General features: G+C 57.8%; 12 protein-coding genes. 8 read left to right on the forward strand and 4 right to left on the reverse strand.

Annotation, left to right across the window (positions count from 1 at the left end):
- Positions 1 to 2: 2 nt before the first annotated feature.
- Complete coding sequence (locus H8F21_RS06615; protein ID WP_203584163.1) at positions 3 to 6,191, reverse strand: DEAD/DEAH box helicase; 6,189 nt, start codon at positions 6,189 to 6,191, stop codon at positions 3 to 5.
- A gap of 5 nt (positions 6,192 to 6,196) precedes the next feature.
- Positions 6,197 to 9,544 carry an STY4851/ECs_5259 family protein gene (locus tag H8F21_RS06620; RefSeq protein ID WP_236171968.1) on the reverse strand — a complete coding sequence of 1,116 codons (3,348 nt, stop codon included), beginning with the start codon at positions 9,542 to 9,544 and terminating at the stop codon, positions 6,197 to 6,199.
- A 572-nt stretch (positions 9,545 to 10,116) separates the two neighbouring features.
- Between H8F21_RS06620 and H8F21_RS29520 the strand changes: the two genes are divergently transcribed.
- Positions 10,117 to 10,722: a DUF6088 family protein gene (locus tag H8F21_RS29520; protein ID WP_228393571.1), complete on the forward strand. Its 606-nt coding sequence runs from the start codon at positions 10,117 to 10,119 to the stop codon at positions 10,720 to 10,722.
- Positions 10,723 to 10,845: 123 nt separating this feature from the next.
- Here the strand turns inward: H8F21_RS29520 and H8F21_RS06625 are convergent, their stop codons facing one another.
- Positions 10,846 to 11,394 (reverse strand): hypothetical protein, encoded by a 549-nt coding sequence (locus H8F21_RS06625; RefSeq protein WP_153428244.1) that lies wholly within the window; start codon positions 11,392 to 11,394, stop codon positions 10,846 to 10,848.
- A 569-nt stretch (positions 11,395 to 11,963) separates the two neighbouring features.
- On the opposite strand from H8F21_RS06625, the gene H8F21_RS06630 reads away from it, so the two are divergent.
- Both H8F21_RS06630 and H8F21_RS06635 read left to right on the forward strand, forming a co-directional pair.
- Positions 11,964 to 14,300: a site-specific integrase gene (locus H8F21_RS06630; RefSeq protein ID WP_153428243.1), complete on the forward strand. Its 2,337-nt coding sequence runs from the start codon at positions 11,964 to 11,966 to the stop codon at positions 14,298 to 14,300.
- On the forward strand, positions 14,297 to 17,413 hold the full coding sequence (locus H8F21_RS06635; protein ID WP_203584165.1) for a site-specific integrase: 3,117 nt from the start codon (positions 14,297 to 14,299) through the stop codon (positions 17,411 to 17,413). Before H8F21_RS06630 ends, H8F21_RS06635 begins: the two co-directional genes overlap by 4 nt.
- A gap of 17 nt (positions 17,414 to 17,430) precedes the next feature.
- Here the strand turns inward: H8F21_RS06635 and H8F21_RS06640 are convergent, their stop codons facing one another.
- On the reverse strand, positions 17,431 to 17,643 hold the full coding sequence (locus tag H8F21_RS06640) for a helix-turn-helix domain-containing protein (protein WP_128723350.1): 213 nt from the start codon (positions 17,641 to 17,643) through the stop codon (positions 17,431 to 17,433).
- 147 nt (positions 17,644 to 17,790) lie between these two features.
- On the opposite strand from H8F21_RS06640, the gene H8F21_RS06645 reads away from it, so the two are divergent.
- The 5 genes from H8F21_RS06645 (at position 17,791) to H8F21_RS06665 (ending at position 24,630) form a co-directional block, all read left to right on the forward strand.
- Complete coding sequence (locus H8F21_RS06645) at positions 17,791 to 18,024, forward strand: hypothetical protein (RefSeq protein WP_003292744.1); 234 nt, start codon at positions 17,791 to 17,793, stop codon at positions 18,022 to 18,024.
- Positions 18,017 to 19,177, forward strand: coding sequence for an Arm DNA-binding domain-containing protein (locus H8F21_RS06650; protein ID WP_153428241.1), 1,161 nt, complete (start codon positions 18,017 to 18,019; stop codon positions 19,175 to 19,177). The genes H8F21_RS06645 and H8F21_RS06650 overlap by 8 nt, the downstream gene beginning before the upstream one ends.
- A gap of 11 nt (positions 19,178 to 19,188) precedes the next feature.
- A complete protein-coding gene (locus H8F21_RS06655; RefSeq protein WP_153428240.1) occupies positions 19,189 to 19,473 on the forward strand; it encodes a hypothetical protein in 285 nt (94 codons plus the stop codon).
- 246 nt (positions 19,474 to 19,719) lie between these two features.
- Positions 19,720 to 21,201: a sigma-54 interaction domain-containing protein gene (locus H8F21_RS06660; RefSeq protein WP_203584166.1), complete on the forward strand. Its 1,482-nt coding sequence runs from the start codon at positions 19,720 to 19,722 to the stop codon at positions 21,199 to 21,201.
- 48 nt (positions 21,202 to 21,249) lie between these two features.
- Complete coding sequence (locus tag H8F21_RS06665; protein WP_150743100.1) at positions 21,250 to 24,630, forward strand: type I restriction endonuclease subunit R; 3,381 nt, start codon at positions 21,250 to 21,252, stop codon at positions 24,628 to 24,630.
- The last annotated feature ends 7 nt before the right edge of the window (positions 24,631 to 24,637 follow it).

Below are 24,637 nucleotides of genomic sequence, written 5' to 3' on the forward strand. Positions count from 1 at the left end.
TCTCAAGAGGAAGAGAGGAATACCTGGGTATTTTCCTCCCCTGCCGCCGAAACTTTACACCTGATGCGCTCCATGATTTCTTCTCCACGCTCGCGTGATGCAAAGTCGAACCTGAGCTGGTAAGACTTTTCGCTGCGCTCGGGTTCCCAATACGAAAGCCCCTGATCAAGCTGGATGGTCAGTTGATTACCGGAGCGCAGCTTAAGCTGCAGCTGTCGGTAGTGCGGTAAGGTGGGCAGGCTTAGCACCTCTCCTTCGAGGCCGCAGTACGCCAGAGCCTGGCGGAGGGCCTCATCGCGCTCGCGAGCTGAATGCCAGTCATGCCGACACTGCCAAGGCGAGCGATTGTCTTCCCGCTGATATTGTCGGCCTAGGATTCGGATGGCGAAATCTGCATCGCTCAGTCGTCCGAGCTCGTGGATCACGCTGACTAGCAGATTTACAACTAGCGGGCTGCATACGTAGCGGTCACTGTAGAACAGTTCAGTAATCGGATCCTTGCCTGTAAGGGCATCATTAATCAGGCCATTGGCCTCAGTACGTAGGTGCTCCCAGAACCGGCGTGCAAAGTTGTCGAGCGAGCCATCCAGCTGATTGCCGATCTCGACCTTGATCAAGCCGGGGGGAGTTGCCGGCATGAGATCTGCAGCATTCAAGACGCGCTCTGCCTTGAGGGTGGAGGGTGTGCCTCGGATGATCTGTGCACCGACCTCCCCTAGATCCCATGTGCGGCCAGGTGCGGCCAGGTTCGCATTATCGCTAGCCCATGCAATGCAGCCTTGTTGGCCTTGCAGTGAGACATTTAGTGCCAGCGCCCCGAGATCCGGTATGGAATTGTGTATGCATATCTGTACTCCGCTGAAGGCTAGCTTTGCCAACCATTCCTTTTGGTCTCTTGGCAGGCTGGAAACTGTACTTTCCAGCAAATGTAACTGCGCTTGGTGTCCAGCGTTCTCCCAATTTTGCAGTTGATGCCTCAGGCGGCGGGCGACAGCAAGATCCCATTCTTCGGCGGGTGCAGTGAGATAAATGGCGATGATTTTCGTACTGTCGTCCCTAGTAATTGCTCGTTCGACTGCTTCCTGAAGGGTGGTGATTTCTGCCTGGCTTTTCGGGCCGAAGACAGCGAGCTCTGCTGGCAGCGCCAGGCCGGCCAGCCAGGCCTGGTTGATCCATGCCAGTGCGGTGTGGCGATTGAGACGGTCGGCCTCGAAGCGGGTATCGAAGCTGAGCAGGCAGCGCTGGCAGGCATGCGAGCAGTTGCAGCTATCCAGACGGGTTATGACCCGCTGCCACAGGCTGGCTTCATTTAGATGCTCTGCAGCCTGGGTAGTGTAGCCGCCGCTGCGCAGGTCGAACACGCGGATGGCGCGGGTTGGTTGGCCATCGACCTTGATCGGATGGCTGTCGCAGCCCAGTTCTTCGGACTGTATGCCAAGCTCGGCGGCAATTGCTTCGCGCAGCACCACTGCAATCGAATAGGCGGTGATGTCGTCGTTTAGTAGTTCTCCACTGGAAGGGGTGCGCAGCACCAGCTCCAGTGCGTCAGTCAGGCTGTCATGACCTAGGTGGACGTTCTGCTTGATCTTCCAGCTGTTGTGGCTGCCGGAGCAGATGTTTTTCCCCTCGTCGCTCTTACCGCCGCGCAGGCGTGTGTGCTCTGCCTTCTGGCGGAAGATGGCCGGCAGATACTGTTCATTGGCAGGGGCGGATGCGTCGGGATAGCTGAGCATCGGCTCAGCCTTGCCACACTCCAGGCAGATGGCAAAGCCCTGCTGATTGGCACCCGAGGTGTAGTTGAACAGGTGTGCCTGTTGGCTAGTGCGGAACTGGCCGAGCGCCGGGTTGACCAGGCAGACCCAGCTGGCTGGTACGTTCAGCCAGGGCGCTTTGACCGGCACATACTGCAGGCGGCTTATGTCGTTGTGCGGCTCGTCGAAGAAGTCCACGGCAAAGCCGGCCGGCACCAAGTATTCGCGGATGTTTTCGCGCTCGATCGGCGCGCCGCATGCCTGGCAGTTGATCTCCAGACCGGGGGTGATCGCGGTGTCGCTGGCGCCGCACTTGGGGCAATGCCAGGCCTTCTTGAACAGCTGCAATTCCTTGATGTTTTCGGCAGATGCCGGCGCGTGCCAGTTCAGTGTGATGCCGGAAGACTTGTAGACCAGCCCGTCCATGACCAGCTCGGCGCCCGGCGCATATTCGCGCAGGCCGGTGATGCGGTCGCGGGAAGCCAGTGAGCGATAGCGTGCGCGGTTGTCCTCACGCTGGTCGTTTTCCTCCCGCTTCAGGGTATGCATGCAGCGGTTGTCGAAGCTGACGATATCGGTCGGGAAGCCGTAGCCCGGCAGGAAGCGCCGGTCAGCTAGCTCGCTGAGCAGGTACTCCTTCTCGATGCGGCTGAGTTGCGCCTCCATGGCGCGGGAGGCGACGGCCTTCTTGTCTGCAATCTGCAGCAGCAGGGCTTGGCTGGCCGAATGCTCCTGCCGCCATGCCTGCATGATCTCGGCCATGCGGTGGCTGGCATGCTTGAACAGCTCGCGCTGCGGGGTGGTATCGAGGATGCTGCGGCGGGTGATGTCCCTGAGTGCCTGCTCCACCAGCGCCTCGGCATCGACCGCCTGGTTGTCGCACCACAGGCAGAAACGCGCGGCCAGCGACATAGGCAGTTCGCCGTCTAGGAAGAAGGCGCCGGTGGTCATCGACTTGATTTCTTGGGCCGCGACCACGTGCTTGAGCCAGTGCGACAGCAGCCAGGCATTGACGTGGCGCTGCACCAGATCAGGGCTCTGCAGGGACACCTTGGGCATGCGCATGGGCGTATTGAAAGGCCAGAGCGGGTTGTTGAACACGCTCTGGTCGTGCGGGGTGTTCTTGCAGACGGCCAGGGCCAGCGAGCGTCCCTCGCGGCGGCGCCCGGCACGCCCGGCGCGCTGTAGGTAGTTGGCCGGGTGCGGGGGCACGTTGTTCATCGCCACCACGCTGATGCCACCGATGTCCACGCCCATTTCCATAGTGGTCGAGCAGCTCAGCAGGTTCAGCTTGCCGGTCTTGAACAGCGCTTCATAGCTGTCCAGCTTGTTCTTCGGCTGCTGCGCCGAGTGTTCGGCGGCGCGGAAGTAGTGGCCGCCCTCGATGACCCGGTCCATGACGTCCGACCAGAGCGCATCCTTGCGCAGTTGCTGGATTCGCGGCTCGTTGTTCAACCAGTCGCGGATCGCCAGCAGGCCGGCATCGCCCGGTGCATGCAGAAGCTCTTCCGGCAGGCGTGGCAGGCGGTACGGCGTTACCCGGACGACCATGTCGCGGTCGGTGCGTGGGGTGTAGGGGCTGAGTTGCTCGAACGGGGTGTCGATGAAGCGCCGCGATACCGGGCACAGATAGACCGTTTCGGGCAGCCGGAAACTCAGTTCTTTGAGATCGAGTTGGTAGCCATCGCCGAATGAAGTCAGCAGGTTTATTTGCTGGGTCAGTACGCGCCAAGCCTCATTCAGGATTGAGTCGATCTGATCCTGATGGACCGCATTCGACCAGTTGAATGCCTTGCAGAGCAGCAGGATAGCCCGTGACTGGATACCATTGACGGTATTTACCGTCGGCCAGCGGACAAAACGGCTCTGCAGCTTTTCAGGCTTCTGCCCAGGAACTGGTGCCACGACCCATTTGGGGCGAATGCGTGCGCCGATCAGCGACTGCCAGCGCTCGTTGATGTTCAGGATGGTGTTTTCGCGGACAAAGAAGTCCAGCAGCACCTTCAGGTAGGTACGCCAGGACTCGACATCCAGATGCGCAGGCCAGGCCATGGGCTTGCTGGTGATGCAGGCCAGCTTGGGATAGCAGACCTGCACCAGGCCCAGGGTTTCCAGGCTGTTGGCGCGTTTAGGGCGGCGATAGAACTCGCGCGCCAGTAGCATGTTGGCCAGGGCGATGCTGTCCTGCTTGCCGAACGTATTGGGAGCGAGGTTGTTGTAGTAGTCGAGCATACCCATCTGCAGCTCTGGGGTGCCGGCCAGATGGTTGGCTATATCTGTCCAGCTTATTTCCGCTCCCTTTGCAGCTTCAGCCTGCCTGTCGAGCAAAGACTGCAGGTGTTTCTGCTCGATACGACTCAGTTGCGTTGCTGTTTGTAGGTCTTGCAGATCCTCCAAGTCCTCTGCGGACAGTCCATCGATCGGTTGTGCCTGCAGCAAACGCTGATATATCAGCCCGCGGATCCGGTTGCGCTCGGAGTCCTGCTGCAGCTTGATGGCAATCCGCGCCGTGCCCTGGCGACTGTCGGTGAAGGAAATCAGCTTGCGGCCCTGGAAAGGCTTGCCGGTAGGCATCGGATCTGGTGGGCAGAATTCCAGCAGGGTGCCGATCACCGTGCTCAGGGTGAACGGCGTGCCGATGCGCGCCGGACGTAGCAGGCTGCGGCCCTGGATATTGGCGCCACAGCAAGGGCATTCGTTCTTGATGGTGCGGAAGAGCTGCAGCTCGATACCGCCATCCGCGGGACGATTGGGTGTCAATCGCTGGGTGGTGCGATCGAGGAAGTCGGCACTATAATTCTTGACGACGCGATTAGTGATCAGGATCTGAATAGATGACACAGTATCTTCGGCCTGATCCTCGGCCCCCGTAGAATCTTCGTCGAGGGCGAACTCGTCGACCTGTTGTTGAGTCGGGTCGACCAGCTCGCTGCTACCCTTAGTAGCCGCCTGCAGGAAGCTCTCGTTGCACTCCTCGCAGGACACCAGCGGCATCAGCGGCGCACCGCAGCGGCAGTGAGTCCGCTCCTCCAAATAGACCATGCCGAACGGCCAGTCGGCATGTTTCAGCGCGGTTCCGGCCTTGTGGCTGCAGTGGCGGTCCACACAGGCGCGGATCGCCGGAATCACGTTATGGAACAGGTGCGCGCGCAGCGGCAGAAAGGACAGCCCTTCGGCATTCTTGGTGCCAGACAGCAGATCCAGCCAGGCGAGTACCTGCGCCGGGGTGAGACCGGACTCGTGGGTCAGCCCTTGCAGGCTTTGCGGCTTTACCTGGCCATCGGGCATGAACAGGGCACGCAGCCGCCGAGCGGTCGGGCTGGCCTCCAGGCGCTGGTAGCGCAGCGCCGACTGCTCTTGGTCAGCTTCGATGGCGCCGATGGCGTCGGGGGTGTCTTGCTCGGCATTCGGGGTAGCGTTCAGCAGGGCAGGGATATCCCGGTGGCCCTGCACGACATGCACCTGCGTCGGATCCACTCCGCCGATATCGGCCAGGAATCTGCGTAGGCTCTCGATGGTCTGGGTATCCGAGCCGAAAGTGGCCGAGGTCGCGACGAAGCGCACATCCTGCGGCTTGACCTGGAAGGCCAGCATCACCCGGCGGAGCAGCAGCGCCATCTCCGCAGCCTGAGAGCCGATATGGGTATGCGCTTCGTCAAGAATGATCCAGCGTAGCTTGCCCGCCGACTTCTGCAGGATCGGCTCATCATCCTTGCGGATGAGCATGTATTCCAGCATGGTCGCGTTGGTCACTAGCAGTTGCGGCGGGCTGGCGCGCAGGCTCTTGCGGTCGATCACCTGGCCCTTGTACTGCAGGTCGGAAGCCTTGCGCTCATTCTCCAGCGCGCCGGTGTACAGGCAGTGGCGAATCTGCCCGTCGAAGCCGTCGGTCCAGGCATCCAGGCGGTTCTGCTGCGAGTTGATCAGCGCGTTCAGCGGGTAGATGAACAGGGCGCGAACGCCTTCCGGGTCTTCGCCAGCGTCGATTGCCTTGGCCAGGTGGTTGAGGACCGGCACTAGGAAGCATTCGGTCTTGCCCGAGCCAGTGCCGCTGGTTACCACCAGCGATTGCGGCTCCGCGCGGTTGAGAGTCTCCCAGGCCACCAACTGGTGAGTGAAGGGATGGCGGTTGCTGGGGAAAGCATATTCCTGGGCAAGGTCCTTGGGCGGAGATTCCATGGCTTCGGCAAGGCGTCGGTGTAGTAGGTTACCGCCGGCCAGTGAACTCATGGTTTCAGAGCTTTCCTGCCAGCCGAAGGTTGGTTCGAAGACTGGGTCGGCCAGCCAGGCGCCCGGAGTGCCGGCGGCGGCGGTCAGCTGATCATGCAGGAACTGGCGCAGCTGCGGATTGCCTAGGCTGAGCAGGCCCTGGGCGGCGCGCTCGCTGCGGATACTCAGGTTGCCGGTAAGGGCGGAGAAATAGTTCTTCTGATAGAGCATGGGATTCACTTCTGCATCGAGGCGGCTTGCGCCATGGCCAGGCCGAGTTGATAGGCGGAGTCAAACCAGACCGTATCGAACTGGCGAACGTTTCTTAGGCTGAACAGGCGCGCCGGATCGGCTTGCCACTGCTGTCCATGGCCGGAGTGGGTATCGAAGGCGGCCATGAAGGGCAGCATGACTGTGGTCAGCTTGAAGTCGTTGGCGGGGAGCTTGCAGTGGCCGAGGAGCATTTGCCCGTGGGGTGTTTTTAGGAATGCCCCGATATCCGTATTGCCACTGCCAGGATATTGATGGGTTTCAGCAGGATTGCGTCGGAACATCTGCTGCATGGCCGAGTGCTCGCCATCCAGCAGTTGGGACAACCAGGAGTCGGTGAGCATCGCCGGATTTCTCAGGAGGAACGCCACATCGGGGCTTTGTAGATCGAACGAGTGGTGCAAGCCCTGATCGAAGATAAAGCGCAGTGCCGGCTGCCAGCGTGAAAGGAACTGGCTCTTGCTCTGGATGTCGTTGCGGATCACCGATAGCAGGCGGGGATTGTCGGCTGCCAGCTGCTGGCGCAGAGTCGCGAAGGTGTCGAACCAGTGCTTTGGCGCGATCAGCAGCCACTCGAAGGGCAACTCGCAGGGCAGGCGCTCTGCCAGCCGACTGGAGAAATCGTCCAGCAGCAGCGTTGCCGTGGTCAGAGCCTGCGGCTCGCGGATTAGTGCCTGGCAGATGTCTAGGCTGGCCAGTGGCAGGTGGTGCAGCCGGTCCAGCAGCAGCTCTAGTGTCTGCCAGTCCTCGGCTTCCGGGTCTGCTGCCATGGTGTGTAGCGCAGCCCGTAGCTGGCACATGCGTTCTTCGCCATTGGCTTCGCAGAGCGCCTTGCGCAGCGGGGACAGGGGCTTCGAGAGTTGGCTCGCGGTCGGTGGCACGATGGTCGCACGGCTGTGTAGCGGTGACTCGGCAGAGGTGTACAGCAACCAAGGGCCGACGGCATCGTCTGGCAGGCTGACCAGCCAGCTGCCGGTGAACACCTGTTCGGAAAAATGCAGCGGCAGGCTGACCGGGTCATGTTCTGGTTCTGCCAGTGGCAGGCCCAATATCAGACCCTCGGCTTGCGGCTGCTCAAGCAGAACGTCGGAGCCGCTATCGTTCAGTGACGCCATCTCGCGCTGGCTGTGCAGGCGGATGCGCGTCGAGTAGCGGCCCACCTTTAGGCGAGCGTGGGTCTGGTGGGCATGAATCAACTCTAGCTGCACGACATGATCGAGCCCCGGGTGGCAGGACAACATCTGCTGTATCGCCGGGATCAGCTCGAACAGGCGGATTTCACGAGTCCCGGTGTAGCGAATTTCCTGAGAGAGCGTGGAGCGGGCATCGGCGCCGCTGGGCGTCAGGCGAACCTGCCAGTTTTCGGCGCCCTGTGCCGACATCATCACCGCGCGGCAGCCGATCAGATCCTCGAGGGTCATGGCTTGATTCGGTTTGAGAAGGGTTTCGTTGCGCAGCAGCGTGACCCCATAGCCCGGGAAGGGCAGCGTGAGCCTCTGCTCGCCGTCGGGCCACTGCAGGCAAAGCAGAACCGTGGTGGCCGGCCGGCTGCCGGTGCTCTTCAGACGGAGGGTCAGGCCTGTCCCGTCATGGCGGCGCTCCAGGGCGATCTGTTCGCTCTCGCAGCGCACGGGCACATCAGGCCAGAGATTAAGGCGAATGCTGCCCTCGAGGGTGCTGGCGCCCGGAACGTAGGTGATGGACGCCTCCTCCGGGAGGAGCATGGCGCGGGTGTTCAGTAGGCGATGGCCATCCTTGCGCCAGATCAGCCGGCACAACCCCGGCGCCTGGGCCAGGGCGAGCGGTAGCTCCTTGCCTTGCGTGCGGACAAACAGCTCATGGGCGGGCGCGTAGCTGGAGAAGCCTGTCCCCTGCTCGATGCGCAGCCGCGGCGTGCCGCGGAACAGCGGTCCCGGGACGGAGAGTGCCTCCAGGCTGTTCCCCTGCCAGTAGGCATCGGGGTGGCGCATAGCGCTGGCGCTGATGGTGACAACGAAGGGTTGTTGTCGATAGGTGAGCCGGGTAATGCCGGCGGGCAGCTCCAGTAGCATTTGCCCGTCGGCAAGGCAGTCATACAGCTCGCGAGCATCGCCCTCTTCGGTATACACGACGGTTTTTGCTGGCATTGCCGCTAGTGCCGACGCGCCTTTTACCAGCGCATCGCCTTGGGCAAGCAGGCGGGCAAAGGGATATGCACTCTCGAAGATCAGCGGTTCGTCAGGACTCAGAGCTTCGCCGCCCGGCAGGTTGGCGATGTGCAAGGTTGCGCCCCAGCGGCTGACGATCAGTTGGGCTGCGTCGTGCAGATTGTGAATGGCCGGCAGTGGCCTGGCGATCAACTGATATTCATCGTCCCTGATCAGGGCTTCGCCAACCAGGTGCTCCTTCTCGCCGATACGCAGCAGTAGCTGGAAGTGCGGTGGCAGCGCATCCACGGCCATCCCAAGTGCCTCGGCAACCTGATCGCGCCTAGCCTGGGCCTGCATCGCAAAGGACAGCTCATATACGGGAATGGATCCATCGGAACTGAAGCGTAGGCCGCGCTGGATCTGGAAAGGAGGCCGCCGGGATTGCGGCGTGATGCTGATGACGCCTCTGACCAGCCCCTTGATCAGGCTCGCGGCGGCCTGGGAGTCGAGGGCGATGGGGAAGAGTTCTTCCCAGTGGGGGCATTCTTCCTGCAGCTTGTCGATCGGATCCTGGGCACCCTGCAGGGCATAGGTCTTGCGGATGTGCAGCACCGCCTTGACCAGATTGTCGAGCAGCTCGTAGACCGGCGCCTGCTGGTAGCAGGCGGGCAAGAGTTCGGCCTGTGCTTCGATGGCTTGCCGCAGCTGCTCATCCTGCAGCTCGTAACGCAGCGCCTGTTCGGTGACCATGCGCAGCAGGCCGGACAGCCCCCCCTGTGCCGACTCGACCAGGCGCATGGGTAGGCCGCCATTCACCGCGACCAGGCCAATGAAACGCTTACCTTCATTCTTGATTGCGGTCTGCAGACGCCATAGGTGGCGTCCGTCGATGACCAGCCTGCGGGTCTTGTCGTGGGGCAATCCCTGTTGGCCGGCTGCCTCGCACAGTGGTCCCCAGCGCCATGCTCCTCCCGGATATTCGCGCTTCCACCATTCGGCCGCAAAAAGTAGCCAGGCCTGAGCATATTCGGAGTGCGGGTGTTGCCCCACGTTGAGCCCATGCAAAAGCTGACGCAGTGTCTCGAATTCTTCTGATGAGGTTTTATAGGCGAATAGGGGGCGGCCATCCGGCTCTTGCAGTCCACGCCTATATAAAAAATCTGAAATCCATTGGACAAGCGACACACATAAATCCTTTTTTTGAACGAGTGAGCTGCCTCAAAGGCTGTCCTTGGATCGTGTCCTTTTTTCAATCTCAAAACAAGGCGACGGATTCATCTAGCTCGTGGTGCTTGGGACGAGGTGTTCGATAACTGAGCCAAGTGCCGGATGGCGAAGTTCTCATATCCACCAATAGGTCATTCTCGTTTCCCAGCCTGGGATCTGACGAAATTTCTGGCACCAGCGTTAACAGAGCCGAACATCGGGTTACCGTAGTATCTCGAAGGTAATCGGGAATGGGAGTGCACGCTGATGAGATGGTTTTGCGTAGCGATATTTTGCGGTGGCATCGGGCTCTGGCTAAGTACCGAATATCAAGTTCCGCAATGGTTGCTTTGGCTGCTGCTGGTGCTCGGAACCACGATATGGGGCCTGGCCAAGTGGATGGAGCAGCAGGAGGTTAAGACGGAGCGTAGTCATGATCGTGCACACTGATCCAGATTGGTCTGTATGGGATCTCCCAAGACTCCGGGCTTTGCAGCTTTCTGCCCGGCAAACATTAGTTGGCATTGCACCCTAGATTCGACACGGTAACGATGTCCCGCCTTCATTACTCTGAACAGTCGGTATCTCACCTCGTCACGCAGCGTGTTAAGCGTCTGCGCAGGGGCAAGCCTTTCAGCATCAGGTGTCTTGCAGAGCTTGGTCCAAGCTCTGCCATCTCCAAGGCAGTCACCCAGCTGGTTCGCCGCGGTGAGCTTGTGCGCGTGTACCGTGGCATCTACATACGGCCAAAATTCAGCCAATACACCGGACGGATTCGTTGCCCCGGGCTCTGGGACTTGTTGAGTCTGATTGCCAGGCAGAGTCGTTGGAAGCTTCAGATTCACGGTGCTGATGCAGTGAGGCAATTCGGGCTGAGCACACAAATGCCGGTCATCCCGATCTACTACACGAGTGGCCCCAGCCGATCATTACTTCTCGGGAAGGCCGAGATCTGGCTCGTGCATGCGGCTCCGATGGTTATGCAGTGCGCAGGAACCAGGGTTGGGATGGCTATAAGCGCCCTTTACTATCTCGGTAAAGATGGCGCTACTCAGGAGTGCGTCAAAGCGATTAAATCAGCACTCCACCCCGAAGAGCTGGCCACCTTGTTGGGTTGCAACATGCCCAAATGGATGCGTGTCTCGCTAGCTGAATGAGCCCTGCGCATCAGGTGGTGAGGCCGTTCGTACGCGGTTTTAAAGCTTGACTGACTCGGTAGTCGGCAGTCAGTCATCTGATCTGACTGCCCGTCTTATCTGCTTTGAAAGCGAATCAGCGTTTTATTGTTGGCTCGCCTTGATCCGCGCTTTGCGGATGTAACTCACTGACACATCCAGCTGGCTTGCGAGCTCAGCGTCGGAAACGACACCAAACGCAGATGCAATTTCAGGTGTTATCCCTGGTGTCGGACGTTTGTATGCCTCTATTTCAAGCTCGTGACGTTTCTTTTTGACTGGAAAGTTACTGATATCCAGACGATCAGCGACCTCCGTATCAGGCATCTGCCCGAGCATGGCAATGGCTTCATCGGTCCAGATGTCCTCAAGGGGTTTGAAGCGTTCCCGGACAGTCTTGGGCTCCTGAATTCCCAGCTCACCTCGTTTTCGCTTGATGTGCTTGATGGAAATCCCGAATTCTTTTGCCAGTTGATAGTTTGTTCTTGTAGCGAGTTGCTCAATCAGTCCAGTCGGCAACTCAATGTCTTCAGGGTGAAACTCAGGAATGCCAATTGAGTGGCGGTAACGCCGGACACTGCTCGCTCCAAGGCCAAATCGCCTCGCTATTTCGCGGTCGCTCATCTTACCGATGCATGCCTTCCAGTCACCCATATACGTGCTCCTAAAACGAGATGCAGCCAGACAGTTTTTGCCTGACCTCGTATTCAGAGTGCGGTTGGACTACCCCTGATTTTCAGGTTGATGCAGTCGGGATTTGATATCGCTGGGTTCTACCCTATTTCTTCGGCATGTACCGCGTCCTTCTGATTACGGGTTAGGCGAACCTCATTTGCTAGGCAAACCCGCGCATTGCGCGGAAATTTCAGTGCTTTCTTTGATGGCATCGTTGCAGTGTGTTCGGCGATTTTCCGCGCATGCGCAGGATTTTGAATAACTCAAAAATAAAATTGCCTGGCGCGTAGCTCTACCCCAGAAACTGTGGCCTTGGGACCTCCACTATCAGGTAGTAATCCAAAAAAGTGAGAGCCCATAAAATGCCAGACACATCCAATCATTCGGAGAGTGTGGACCAGTCACACATCAGCCCTGACTCACGACATGCACAGCTGCTAGTGTTGGCTGCAGATGCGGGGCGTGATGTTGGTGTTATAGCGGAGATGCTGAGGTTTCTAGATGTTCACCCGCAGCTAATTGATTTCCCCCGAGTCATGCAGGGGCTCGTGAATGCGCTTGATGCCATGGACGTACCGCCGGAGCTCAGCCTAGGTGCGTGCGATCTCAGAGCCTGGCGGGACGAGTGCCGTTGGATTATTTCAATCCGAAACAATCCTGATTTTATTGCGGCTTTGGGCCCCATGTTTTACCAGGGAGATGAGCGGCGTGCGCGTAACCCGGTCATCGGTAAGGGGGTACAGGAGCACGCGTTCCCATATGCGACGCTGTGGCACGAACCTGCGGATTCAGAAAGCAAGCAGGATTACTACCGTCTTATTGGGCAGCTGCTTGTGGTCTACCAGCAAAGGGCGGATGGTCTGGGTCTTCGCGGTCAGAGATACAGCGCCTACCTTGAACTCCGAGCGCTCTGCGCACTGCAGATACTGTCCATACCAGATGATCTCAATATATGGTCCAGCTCTGCCGTATTTGCCCAGGGCTGCCGCCAATTCGACGCCGGCAGATCAATCGACTACCTAGCAGAATACTACCCACCAATCGTTCGTCTCGCCCGCTACCTGGGTGGTGAGGAACCGCCAGAACGTCACGGTGGCGGTGGCCATCGTCAGCATGGCGGTTCAAATAGCGCAGGCCTGGGTGTACTGATTAGCCGAGGGGCTACCGAGTTCCCGCTCGAGGATCCTGACGACCCTGATTTGCTCCCTGGATATATAAGTTTCGTGGCGCCTCAACCGCTAGACGATGATTTAGATGAAGCACTGCCGCTGGGCGAAATAACCACAGCGCGCGAAATATGTTTGATCGATACAAGGGGTGATGTCAGACCATATGTAGCTGAATTGCTCAGCCATGAGGGCATGCTCGCTCATATTTCTCGCAGTCGGCAATTTTTACCGTTTGGCTACAACCTGCTCACGCAGTATGAGCTAGCGAACCTCCTGTTTGGAGTCACTGATGAATTTATGCTCTGTAGGGAACGTATTCGTACTGCGCCAGCACTGGCGCATATACAGATCCGGAGGCGCTTGGAGGCACTGCTGGTGCTTCATCTCATGCTGTGGTTTGGTCGATCACTTGAGGACTGCAAAAAGCTGCGGATAGCTGAGCGGAATACGCGCCCGAGCACGGTGCTGGAGTTGGTTCTGGCTGATGAGGCAGGGCCGGCGGAGTTTAGATTTTTTGCACCGACACCGGACTATGCAGCGGAAGAGCACTTGCCTCGAGAGTCCGTTCGAGAGTCTCAACCAGCAATCGCGGTACCAGATATGGTTGGGGCAGCTGCGCTCGTTATGGCAATCCGGGACTTGTCGCCGGTGAATGGCTCTGCCGTTATCACCTGCAAGATCAAAGACGTCGAGCGTGAAGTCCGAACCTTGTTGAGCGAGCTTGGGGGCGAAGATCCTCGCTACACGATGCACAAGGTGCGCTCCTATCTACATCGCCAAATCATCGCGGACACTCACGATGTGGTTGCAGCCACCATGCTATCGGGGATGCCTTGTCTATCGGCCAACACGCCACTGTATTACAGCCAGTACAGCATCAACTATCTACGACGCCTGTATTGCCAATCAGTTCAGCGGGTGTTGGCTGCGGTTTATGCCACCGTGGGCCTGGAGGCTCCTAGTGCCCCGATTCCCGCTGTTCCGGAGGCGGCTGTTGGTGCCCGAAACTGCCTTCGGCTGGATACGGTAAAAGCTAATCTTGAGGCGTTGCTGGTAGTGCTGCGTAAACGCCCTCGAAAAGGTCTTCAGCAGCTTGTTCATTGGCACAACTGCCTGTCGTTGTGGACTGTGCAGATGCTTTTTATGGCAACTGGATGTCGAGCCATTCGTAACCCGTTGAGGCAGGCAGACGTATTTGAATCGCGCGGGGCATGCGGCGCGCTGGGTGATAAAGGCGCAGATGATGGGCATATGAGTCGCCTTGTGGTGTTGCCTGACCAGTTAAAGCGACAGTTACAGGCCTATAAGGCTCACTGCAGTGCAATTACCGCACAACTTGAGCCTCATCTACCCCAGCTGCCGGCCCCTACTAACGGTTTTTTTCTCCGGTTAGCCGACGGGGGATGTCTTTCCTACGAGGAAATTCGGCCGCTCCACATCAAAGCTGCAATGTGCCAGATTGAGGGTTTCACACCTCATCCAGTGAATGGATTCCGCAAATTGTTAAGAACGGAGCTCGCCGAGCGCGGATGCCCACCTGAAACACTTTCGGCTTTCATGGGGCATTGGCTGAGTGGCGAAGAGCCACAAGATGCTTTTTCGAGCTTTTGCCCGCGTACTTACGTCCAAGACCTTCATGCCTATTTGTTGCCGCTCATGCGGGAGCTTGGCTGGATGGTTCGCAATAGCCATCTGGTCATGGAGGTTGATGCATGAATAGCTCAATCCTCTCGGATGAAATGCTGTCAGTTATCTGGAACCCGGATAAACATGATCCAGAGTGGAAAAATGGATATCTTCTGACACTCCAGGAGCGCTGCAAAGACTCCGGTAACAGCATCGGTGAATGGCTCTGCGGACAACGTTCGCTGCGTAGCTTTCCCATCAAGGAGATGCAAAATCTCGAGAATCAGCTCGAAAGCTCGACATTACGCAACACGCTGCTAGACGTGACGCGTCGGGCGCAGCGTTTTAATCCGAGCTTGCCGCTGGCTCGGATAGCGATCGAAACGCAGCGCCGCCCTAATCCGATTAATCCAGACCTGTACACCTCAGAGAATCTGTCGGCCAGTCGAGGTGTTATCAATGCGCTAGAACGTGCAATCAGACTCGATCTTGAAAAACTTACGTCCCATGAGCGTATTGGGGTACTCCTTCTGAGTGCTGCCTACTACGGTGCCCTGATGGACATCCCACAACTTAATGCGCTTACTCAGCTTGATCCAGGGCAGGCCCTGTGGATATCTGGAGCTCCAGAGTTTCGGCTGAAGCTTTCAATTCGCGGTCAACCCGAGTCTGAGCAGCGGCAATGGTTTCCAGATCCAATAACCCTGGCATTTATATCGCGCTGCGCTCCAGATCTGGCCGAGAACAAGCCGCATTTGGCTCGAAAGGAGGGAAAACTAAAATGTATTCAGGCGGCTCTGGCCGTAGGAGGAGTGTGCTCTCAGAACCAGCCCGGCTCTCTGGAGCGAGTATTTGAGTTATTACGTATTCAACGTCAAACACAATTGCCACAGCTGCTGATGAACTACTCCACGAGGTCCAGCTATGTGACGCATTCGGTTTTGGTGGATTCTTGGCAGCATTTGCACGGAAATTCACCGATTCCAGAAATCGAAGGGAAACCAAAACGGAAAAAACACCGGTTTCGCAGGCCCAAGCAAAGTATTCCCGAGTGGTTGACGGCGTTATGCCGAAAAGTCCGAAAGAGGCAAATTGCAGTATTCGAGAATGAGCAGCCACCCCGAACTCTCCAGGCGCTGATCGGCAACTGGGCGTCATTTCTACTTCACGGCCGCTCGTTCTATGGCAACCCGTTACAGCCCAAAACAGTGTCCAACTATTTGCGGGATGTCGGTGTTGGATTGGACGATATGCTCTCTGTCGAATCGATCCTGGATGTTCCACCTGATGCGCTGGAGGAGCTCTATGAGCAGATGCTCGAAGCTCAACCCACAGCTCCTATGAGGAGAAACCTAGCCAAGGGGCTGTTGGAATTTCATGGCTATCTACAGCAAAGATTTGCGTATCCACCTATCAGTCCCTATGCGGCATTGGGTATTGGGAAAACACCTCAGTTCGTCGATGCCCAGATCCTCAGCGAGGAGCAATATCACCTAGCGTTGCGAGATCTGGCTGCAGGGCCGTTGGGCCAGCGTTCGCCACGCCTTGCAATGGTCGCGCAGGTGATGCTGATTTTCGGTTTTCGCCTAGGTCTGCGTCGTAATGAGGCGCTGAAATTGCTGCGTCGTGATCTGCAATTACCTGCGCTGTCTGTTGAGCGTGCCGCTGCAGTAAGGCGCAGACATCCGAGCCTCAAGCTATTGTCGCCTGAGCGATTGATTGCTCCTGAACGACCGGTCAACTTGCACGTTCGACCACATGCTCAGCGTGCGTTAAAAACACGTAACTCGACAAGGACGCTACCACTTCACGTTTTGCTTGAGCCAGATGAGTTGCAGCTCATCGAGCGCCTGGCTCGGCTGCGCGATGACGAAGAGCTGAAGAGTTCATATTCGGAATTCTTGTTCTGTATCCCGGAATTCCAGACTCGATGGGTATCTGAATCAACACTGATGCCGGCTATTCATGACGCACTACGCCGTGTCACTGGGTGCAGAGATATGCACTATCACCACCTGAGACATTCGGCCGCGACTTGGCTGACGTTTAAGCTGGCCGCTTCAGACCTCGGTGTTAGTCAGTCGGTTGGATTGCTGTTCGGTAAGCATGCGCAAACCATGAATTGGCTGCTGGACACAGAACGGTTCAACCGAGCCTTTCTTCACTCCCCGGAGTCCGCCACTCGACGTGTTATCCACATCACCAGCGCTGTTCTAGGGCATGCGAGTCCCAAAACATCCCTGCTCCACTATGTTCACTGCATGCCATGGTTATCGGCGCTGTGCTGGCAATGGAATCCTGAATTTTGGCCGCCTGGCCATGTCATCGCGAAAATTGCCCAAGTCAGTTTGCCAAACAAGCCGGACGACCTACCTGCGGCAGGCCTGTCTGCAGAGATTCGGCACATGCAGCGAATCATCGGCCGCATGAAGGTCTATAGGCACAGTAACCAAGTAAAAGTTAGGCGCCCACTGATCTCCCCTCAGAAGGTTGAAGGTGGGTGGGCACTGAGGAGATTGAATGAAATCTCATCCATGCTCTCCTACGAGGTTTACGCAGAGTCCTCGGGGCAGTTGGTTAACATGGAGTGGGTTACGTTTACCGAAGCTGATCGATCGGCCATGCTGGAGCGGGCAAGATACATCAGCCACCTCGGGAAGCATCGTTTGCAGAGCCCAGCGACGTCTGACTCAAATTATAGAATTGAGCTTGTCCCTAGACCGCCTAAGCACGGAGGTCTGGCCGGGGTAGCCGCCTATGCGGATCGGCTCTATCGCCTGCTAAGCAGCCGGCATAAAGCTAAAGCTGGTCGAGTGCTGGACGATTTCGTTGAGCGCTGCTGGGCGAGCGAGACAACACTACGCTTCTACTCCGGCAGGGATGATAAGAGTGCCCGTGAGTACCTGTGGCTTCTATCTGAACTGGGCATCCCTTTGGTTGATATTAAGTTCATCATTTACGACGAGGGCACGCCCAAGCAAACCAAAAGCCGTTGGCGAACGGTTCTGGGAAAACCCCGCCTGAAATTCATTGAGCAAGCTCCAGAGAATCGAAGCACCCAGAACAGCCACTTGGGTATTCGAGCGACACTGCGTTTACCAGGAGCAGAGCTCAATGCTCAGGAGCAGAACCACCACCACTCCGGAGCAGCCCTGCGCTACTTGATGCTGATGGCCTCCATCGACTGGCATTTCCGAGTCTGACCAAGTCCGGAGGGCGTTCAGCCCGCCGGATCATCCTGCAATTCCAACAACTCTCCCACCTGGCAGTTCAGGTACTGGCAGATCGTTTCCAGGTCCTTGAGCTCTACCCTCTGCGCGGTCTCGTGATAGAGCCGCGTGAGGGTTCCGCGGTTGATCCCCGTATCCCTGACCACGTCACTGATCTTCAGTTTCCGCTCGCCCAGTAAGCGAGACAAATGGCACTTGACCATCCCAATCTCCAAAAATGATCTTCAGGAGATCATTTTGTCCTTGCAAAGCTCAAAATGAGCGTTATATTGATCTACAGGAGATCATTATGAGAGTTCAGAAGCTCATAAGAATCCGCTGTCGTTCAATTTAGCAGAGAGGGCATGTCCATGTCTCACACATACCTGACTACCGAAGAGCTGGCCACACGCATGAAGTACGACGCGCGCACCATCCGTAATCGCTTGAAAGATTCAGTCCTGCTCGAAGGGATTCACTACTTCCGTCCTTTTGGCGGCCGCAAGATCCTTTTCATCTGGGAAGCCGTGGAAGAAGACATGCAGAAATTCTCGCGGGCTTCTGGGCTGGTTCCGATGGCTGGTGGAGGCATCTGCCATGGGTAAGATTCGTGCCCGTGTCGACAACGAAAAGTTGTTCTTTGACTTTACCTACCTGGATCAGCGCTGCCGCGAGCAGACCACGCTGCCTGATACGCCTGCTAACCGGAAAAAGCTGGAGAAGATTCTTGAGCGCATAGAGGCGGAAATCACCCTCGGCTGCTTTGACTACGCCACCTACTTCCCTCAAAGCAGCAAGGTGCAAGAGATCAGTCGGTTGCAGGCTGGCTGTACATCGCTAAAAACACCACTTTTCAAGGATTTTGCCGAACTATGGTTTGATGAAATGAGGGTCGAGTGGCGTGATACGCACGCCAAAACCGTGCGCCTTACCCTTGATAAGCATTTGCTGCCTGAGTTCGGCAAAAAAGAGGTCAGCGCCATCACGAAAGCAGAACTTCTGTCATTCCGCTCGGCACTCGGCAAAGTCCCCGGGCAGAAAGGTCAAAGTCTGACAGCGACGCGAATCAACCACATCATGACGCCATTGCGCATGATCCTTAGTGAGGCAGCTGACCGATTCGAGTTTACCTCGCCATACCTCAACATCAAATCACTGAAAGTCCCCAAGACAGATGTAGAGCCCTTCACTCTGGATGAAGTGCTGCAGATTCTCGGTGCCGTGCGTGAGGACTTCCGCAACTACTACACGGTGCGCTTCTTCACCGGTATGCGCACAGCCGAAGTTGATGGCCTGCAATGGAAGTACGTCGACTTTCAGCGTCGGCAGATTCTGATCCGCGAAACCTGGGTAGGCGGCAAGCTCGACTACACCAAGAACGACGGTTCGCAGCGTGAGATCGATATGTCCGAGCCGGTTTACCAGGCGCTCCTCGGCCAGCGCGAGAAAACCGGCAGTGGCCAGTTCGTCTTCTGCACCCGTGAAGGTACGCCGCACGCATATCGCAATATCAACGACCGGGTTTGGTACCCGCTGCTGCGCCATCTGGGCTTGCGCAGGCGGCGTCCCTATCAAACCCGTCATACGGCCGCGACCTTGTTGCTGGCGGCTGGTGAAAACCCGGAGTGGATCGCCCGGCAGATGGGACACACCACCACCGAGATGCTGTTCCGTGTCTATTCGCGCTATGTCCCCAACCTGACTCGGCGTGATGGCAGTGCCTTCGACAACCTGATCAAAGCCAATCTCAAGGCCTGAGGAGTTCCACCATGAAACTGATCAAACGTGACAACGTGACCCCTCTGCATCCATCAATGGAGGCCCGCGAGCATAAGTACCTCAAGCACTTGGCTTCAGCCATGAGTCACTACCTTGAGAACCCCCATGGCACCGAGCTTATCTGCATCCTCGGCTCCGGCTACGAGAAGGATAATCGGCATGCCCTCGAAACCTGGGTCGCCTACCACCGCAACGAAGTTTTCGAAAAGCGCCTGGAGGGCCGCAGCCCGCTCGACTATCTGATCGAGAAGCTTGAAAGACTGTTGGCTAACTAAGTTCAGAAGGGGCCGAAAGGCCCCTTTATTGTTCTACCTCGGCAGCAGCGAGACTGTCCCATTCACTTGCCAATCTTCGTTTGGATGAAGTTTCCGGCACCTCCGTCGGTACAACTCAACTTGAACATGCAGTCAGGCAGTTAAAGACCCGGGTTGAAGGATTGGTTTACTATCCGGACGCGAACCAGAGCACATTTTTTCTCCTGCCCGCTGATGGGCAAGAGGGAGGCCGGGAGTAAAGGGACAGTGGTAAAGAAGCAGTGCGTATTGGCCAGCTGGGTTGGCGGGAATGATCTCAAAGCAGTCGCAGGCGCTGAGGCAGGCCCGATTCTTGCGACCCTGAACACGGTGTCCTTTGATAGCGTCGAGCTGCTTTGCTCATACCCTGCTGAGCGCGTTGAGCCCTACCTGGCCTGGCTGCGCGATCAGGTGGATGTAGCGATCACCGCGCATTACGTTTCTCTGTCTTCCCCCGTTCATTTCGGCGAGATCTACCAGGCCGCCAGTCAGCATTTAAAACGCCTGAGTACTTCCGCTAATCAGCTTTCCATTCTGCTCAGTCCCGGTACACCGGCCATGCAAGCGGTGTGGATTCTGCTGGGCAAAACGCGCTACCCGGCGACCTTCTACCAGTCCTCACTTGAGCAAGGTGTTCAGCAGGTCGAGGTGCCGTTTGAAATCGCGGCCGAGTATGTGCCGGCTGCTGATACCATCAGTACCGACAAGCTGGTCCAGCTCGCCGGGCTGGATGCTCCCGTGGATGCAGCCTTCGACAGCATCGTGACGCAGAGCGAGCGCATGCTGGCCCTCAAGGCGCAGGCGCAAATACTCGCGGCGAAGCAGGTGCCGGTGCTGATCTACGGTGAAACCGGCACCGGCAAAGAGCTGTTTGCCCGCGCCATTCACAATGCCGGCCCACGTTCTGCCGCGCCCTTTGTGGCGGTGAACTGCGGTGCCATCGTGCCGGAGCTGATTGACTCCACCCTGTTTGGCCACAAAAAAGGCGCATTTACCGGCGCTATTGCGGATCGGCCCGGGGTGTTCCAGCAGGCTCACGGCGGCACGCTGTTTCTGGATGAGTTCGGTGAGCTGACGCCCGATGTTCAGGTGCGGCTCCTGCGCGTACTGCAGGAAGGCACATTCACTCCTGTAGGCTCCAACCAAGAGCTCAAGGTGGATGTGCGACTAATCACCGCTACCCACCGTAATCTGATGCAGGAAGTCGCTCACGGGCGCTTCCGTGAAGACTTGTTCTATCGCATCGCTGTAGGTGTACTGCACCTTCCGCCGCTCAGAGAGCGCGAAGGTGATCTGCTGTTGCTGTCGGAAAAACTGCTGGCGGGGATTGCCAGCCAGGACGCCAGTCTCGGCGATAAGAAAATTTCCGCAGAAGCAAAAAATCTTATCCTCCAGCACCCCTGGCGTGGCAATGTCCGTGAACTACAGTCCACCTTATTGCGTGCAGCACTCTGGTGTCCGGGCGATCTGATAGCGGCTCACGATATCGAGCAAGCACTGTTCAAATTGCCGCAAGCGCAGGCCGATGTATTGGCCATGGATGTTACGCAAGGCATTGATCTACAACAGATAATCGCTGAAGTCGCAGGCCATTATCTGCGCAAGGCTCTGATGCTTACCGGCAACAACAAAACCCGGGCGGCCAGCCTGCTAGGCCTTAAAAGCCAGCAAACGCTGAGCAACTGGATGGACAAATACGGCATCGAATAAAACTGGCACGGTCCTCGCTATAGGACCGCTATGGACAGAATAGCCTTTATGAAATCAGTCAACTTCGAGTTCCTCCGCTCCGGCAACGAGCTGCTGGCCAACCTTGCCGGTCTTGCCGAGGCCGTACTGCACATTGATCCGGGCAGCGCGCTCACCCGTCTGCGCAGCTTCGCCGAAGAGCTGACCAAAGCCATCTACAAGGAAGAACTGCTGCCGCGCATGCCGCAGTCGAGTTTCTACGACCTGGTGAAGAACCCGGTGTTTGTCGATTGCGTCAGCAAGCCTCTGGTGCACCAGATCAACTTCCTGCGCATCCAGGGCAACGATACCGCCCACGGTGCCGAAGGCGAGTTGCGCAACGCCCAGTTGGCCCTGAAAACGGCTTACCAATTGGCCATGTACATGGCCATCAAGTACTACGGTACTGAACAGACCACGATCCCTGAGTTTGCCGAGGTCAAAGACCCAACGGCGACGCTGGCCAGCCTGCAAAAAACCGTCTCCAGCTACGAGAAGGAACTCAACCAGCAGCAGGAAGAGCTGCAGCGCGTCATGGACAAGCTCGAGCAGGAGCGCACCCGTCACCTCGACAAGATCGACGCGCCCGCCAAGCCCGACCAGCAAAAACGTCAGCAGCAGAGCCAGAAGGTGGCTGACAGCCTGCAGTGGAATGAAGCCAAAACGCGCGCACTGCTGATCGACGCCATGCTCTTGCAGGCCGGCTGGGATGTCAGCAACCCCGCGCAGGTTGGCCAGGAAGTAGAAGTGGACTTCCCCGACAACGTCTCCGGCAAGGGCCGTGCGGACTACGTGCTATGGGGTGACAACGGTCAGCCCCTGGCCGTGATCGAGGCCAAGAAATCCGGCAATGTCAGCCTGCAAGCCGGGCGCGAACAGGCCCGCATGTACGCCGATGGCTTCGAGCGTATGGGCATGCAGCGCCCGGTGATTTTCTATAGCAACGGTTACGAAACCTTTATCTGGGACGATAAGCAATACAACACCTATCGCCCGGTGTACGGCCTCTACAGCAAAGACAGCCTGGAATACCTAGCCTACCAGCGCCAGTACCGCATCCCCACGCTGGAGAAACACAACCCCGAGCTGAGCATCGCCGACCGGCCTTACCAGATCGAAGCGATCAAAACTGTCGCCGCGCACTTCCAGCAGCAGCGCCGCAAGGCCCTGATCATCCAAGCCACCGGCACCGGCAAAACCCGCGTGGCCATCGCCCTGGCTGAATTGCTGCTGCGCACCGGCTGGGCCAAGCGAGTGCTGTTCCTCTGCGACCGCAAAGAGCTGCGCGTACAGGCCGATGAAGCCTTCAAGCAGAACTTGCCCAGCGAGCCGCGCTGCGTGATCGGCGAAACCGGTCAGGTTGACCAGACCGCCCGCATCTATATCGCTACCTATCCAGGCATGATGAACCGCTTCGCCCAGCTTGATGTCGGCTTCTTCGACCTGATCATCGCTGACGAAAGCCATCGCAGCATCTACAACAAGTACCGCGACCTGTTCGACTACTTCGATGCCCTGCAGGTCGGCCTCACCGCCACCCCGGTGAAGTTCATCAGCCGCAACACCTTCGATATTTTTGATTGCGAAACCACCGACCCCACCTTCGAGTTCGGTCTGGATGCCGCCATCAATAACGAGCCACCGTATCTGACGCCGTTTCGCGTGCGTGACCTCACTACCGATTTTTTGCGTGATGGCATCCACTACAACGACCTCAGCGACGATCAGAAACGCCAGCTCGAAGAGGACCTCGGCGAGGAAGAAGCCAAGCGCACCACCATTGCCGGCAAGGACATCGGTCGTAAAATCTTCAGCGAAGACACCGACCGCATCATCCTGGAAAACCTGATCAACAACGGCATCAAGGATGAGACCGGCTCACTGGTCGGTAAAACCATCGTCTTCGCCCAGCGTCAGGACCACGCCGAGCACCTGGAAAAGCTCTTCTGCAAGCTCTACCCGCAGTACGGCACAAAGGTCTGCAAGGTCATACACAACCAAATCCCGCACGTGGATACCCTGATCAAGGAATTCAAAAAGCCGGACAACGACTTCCGCATCGCCATCTCGGTGGACATGCTCGACACCGGCATCGACGTGCCCGAAGTGGTCAACTTGGTGTTCGCCAAGCCGGTAAAATCCTGGGTAAAGTTCTGGCAGATGATCGGACGCGGCACGCGCCTGCGCCCTAACCTGTTTGGCCCCGGTAAAGACAAAACCGAGTTCCTGATCTTCGATCACTACGGCAACTTCGATTTCTTCGAGCAGGAATATCAAGAGCCGGAAGACACCGGCAGCAAATCCCTGCTGCAAACCACCTTCGAAGCCCGCCTGGCGCTGGCCCAAGCTGCCCTGCGTCACAACCATGCCGCCGCCTTCGATGCCGCCCTTGCCCTGCTGCGTGCCGACATCAACGACTTGCCCGACACCAGCGTGGCGGTAAAGCGCGAGCTGCGTGTCGTGCACCAGTTGCAGCAAACCCAGCAGCTGCAGCAGTTCGATGGCAAAACCCAGCACCTGCTGGCAAACACCATTGCCCCGCTGATGTCTGCTCGTGTGCTGCGCGATAAACACGCCACCGCGCTGGATAAGCTCATCGCCGGCATTCAATGCTGCTTGGTCGAGCAGGCCAGCTGCTTCGAGGACGGCAAAATTGCCCTGCTGGCCGAGCTGGACAAGCTCGCCGTGAATATCCAGGCGGTACGTCAGAAGGATGCACTGATCGCCGAAGTACGCAGTGCCGACTTCTGGCTGCAGCCGAGCATCGACAAGCTGGAGAGCGCCCGCCAGGAGCTACGCGGCATCATGAAATACCGGCAAACCGGCAGCACGGGCGGTTATGCCATGCCCAGCACCCGTACCGGCGACGATGGCGTGGAAGTGAATGAGCGCAAGGTCGTGATTGCCGGTGCCAGCGAGGCCATGATCTACCGCCGCCGCCTCAAGGACATACTCGCCGGGATGCTTGCCGCCAACCCGACCCTGCAGAAAATCCACAAGGGCGAGCCCATTGCAGAGGCCGAGCTGAAAACGCTGACCTCGACCATCCTCACCAGCCACCCCGGCGTCAGCCTGGAGGTGCTCAACGAGTTCTACGGTCGCACGGCGGATCAACTGCACCTCACCGTGCGCGAGATTATCGGTCTGGATGCCCACGCCATCGAGGAACACTTCAAAAAGTTCCTCCATGCCCATCCCAGCCTCACCGCTCAGCAGGTGCGCTTTATGAACCTGCTGAAAAACTACATCGCCCAGCACGGCAGCATCGTCATCGAGACCCTCTACGACGTGCCGTTTTCCAGCATTTCCCACGAGGGCATCGACGGTGTGTTCGCTCCCGCCGATGTCACCGAGTTGGTCGCCGTACTTAAGCCCTTTTTGCGCGGGGATACCCCGCCAGCCAGTCACTAGGAGTGAT

It is taken from the genome of Pseudomonas arcuscaelestis (genome assembly GCF_016881005.1).
GTDB lineage: Bacteria > Pseudomonadota > Gammaproteobacteria > Pseudomonadales > Pseudomonadaceae > Aquipseudomonas > Aquipseudomonas arcuscaelestis.

Coding starts and splice junctions, on each gene's coding strand:
- H8F21_RS06615 (WP_203584163.1), bottom strand. CDS start 6,191: ATGCTCTATCAGAAGAACTATTTCTCCGCCCTTACCGGCAACCTGAGT.
- H8F21_RS29520 (WP_228393571.1), top strand. CDS start 10,117: ATGTCCCGCCTTCATTACTCTGAACAGTCGGTATCTCACCTCGTCACG.
- H8F21_RS06625 (WP_153428244.1), bottom strand. CDS start 11,394: ATGGGTGACTGGAAGGCATGCATCGGTAAGATGAGCGACCGCGAAATA.
- H8F21_RS06635 (WP_203584165.1), top strand. CDS start 14,297: ATGAATAGCTCAATCCTCTCGGATGAAATGCTGTCAGTTATCTGGAAC.
- H8F21_RS06640 (WP_128723350.1), bottom strand. CDS start 17,643: ATGGTCAAGTGCCATTTGTCTCGCTTACTGGGCGAGCGGAAACTGAAG.
- H8F21_RS06645 (WP_003292744.1), top strand. CDS start 17,791: ATGTCTCACACATACCTGACTACCGAAGAGCTGGCCACACGCATGAAG.
- H8F21_RS06650 (WP_153428241.1), top strand. CDS start 18,017: ATGGGTAAGATTCGTGCCCGTGTCGACAACGAAAAGTTGTTCTTTGAC.
- H8F21_RS06655 (WP_153428240.1), top strand. CDS start 19,189: ATGAAACTGATCAAACGTGACAACGTGACCCCTCTGCATCCATCAATG.
- H8F21_RS06665 (WP_150743100.1), top strand. CDS start 21,250: ATGAAATCAGTCAACTTCGAGTTCCTCCGCTCCGGCAACGAGCTGCTG.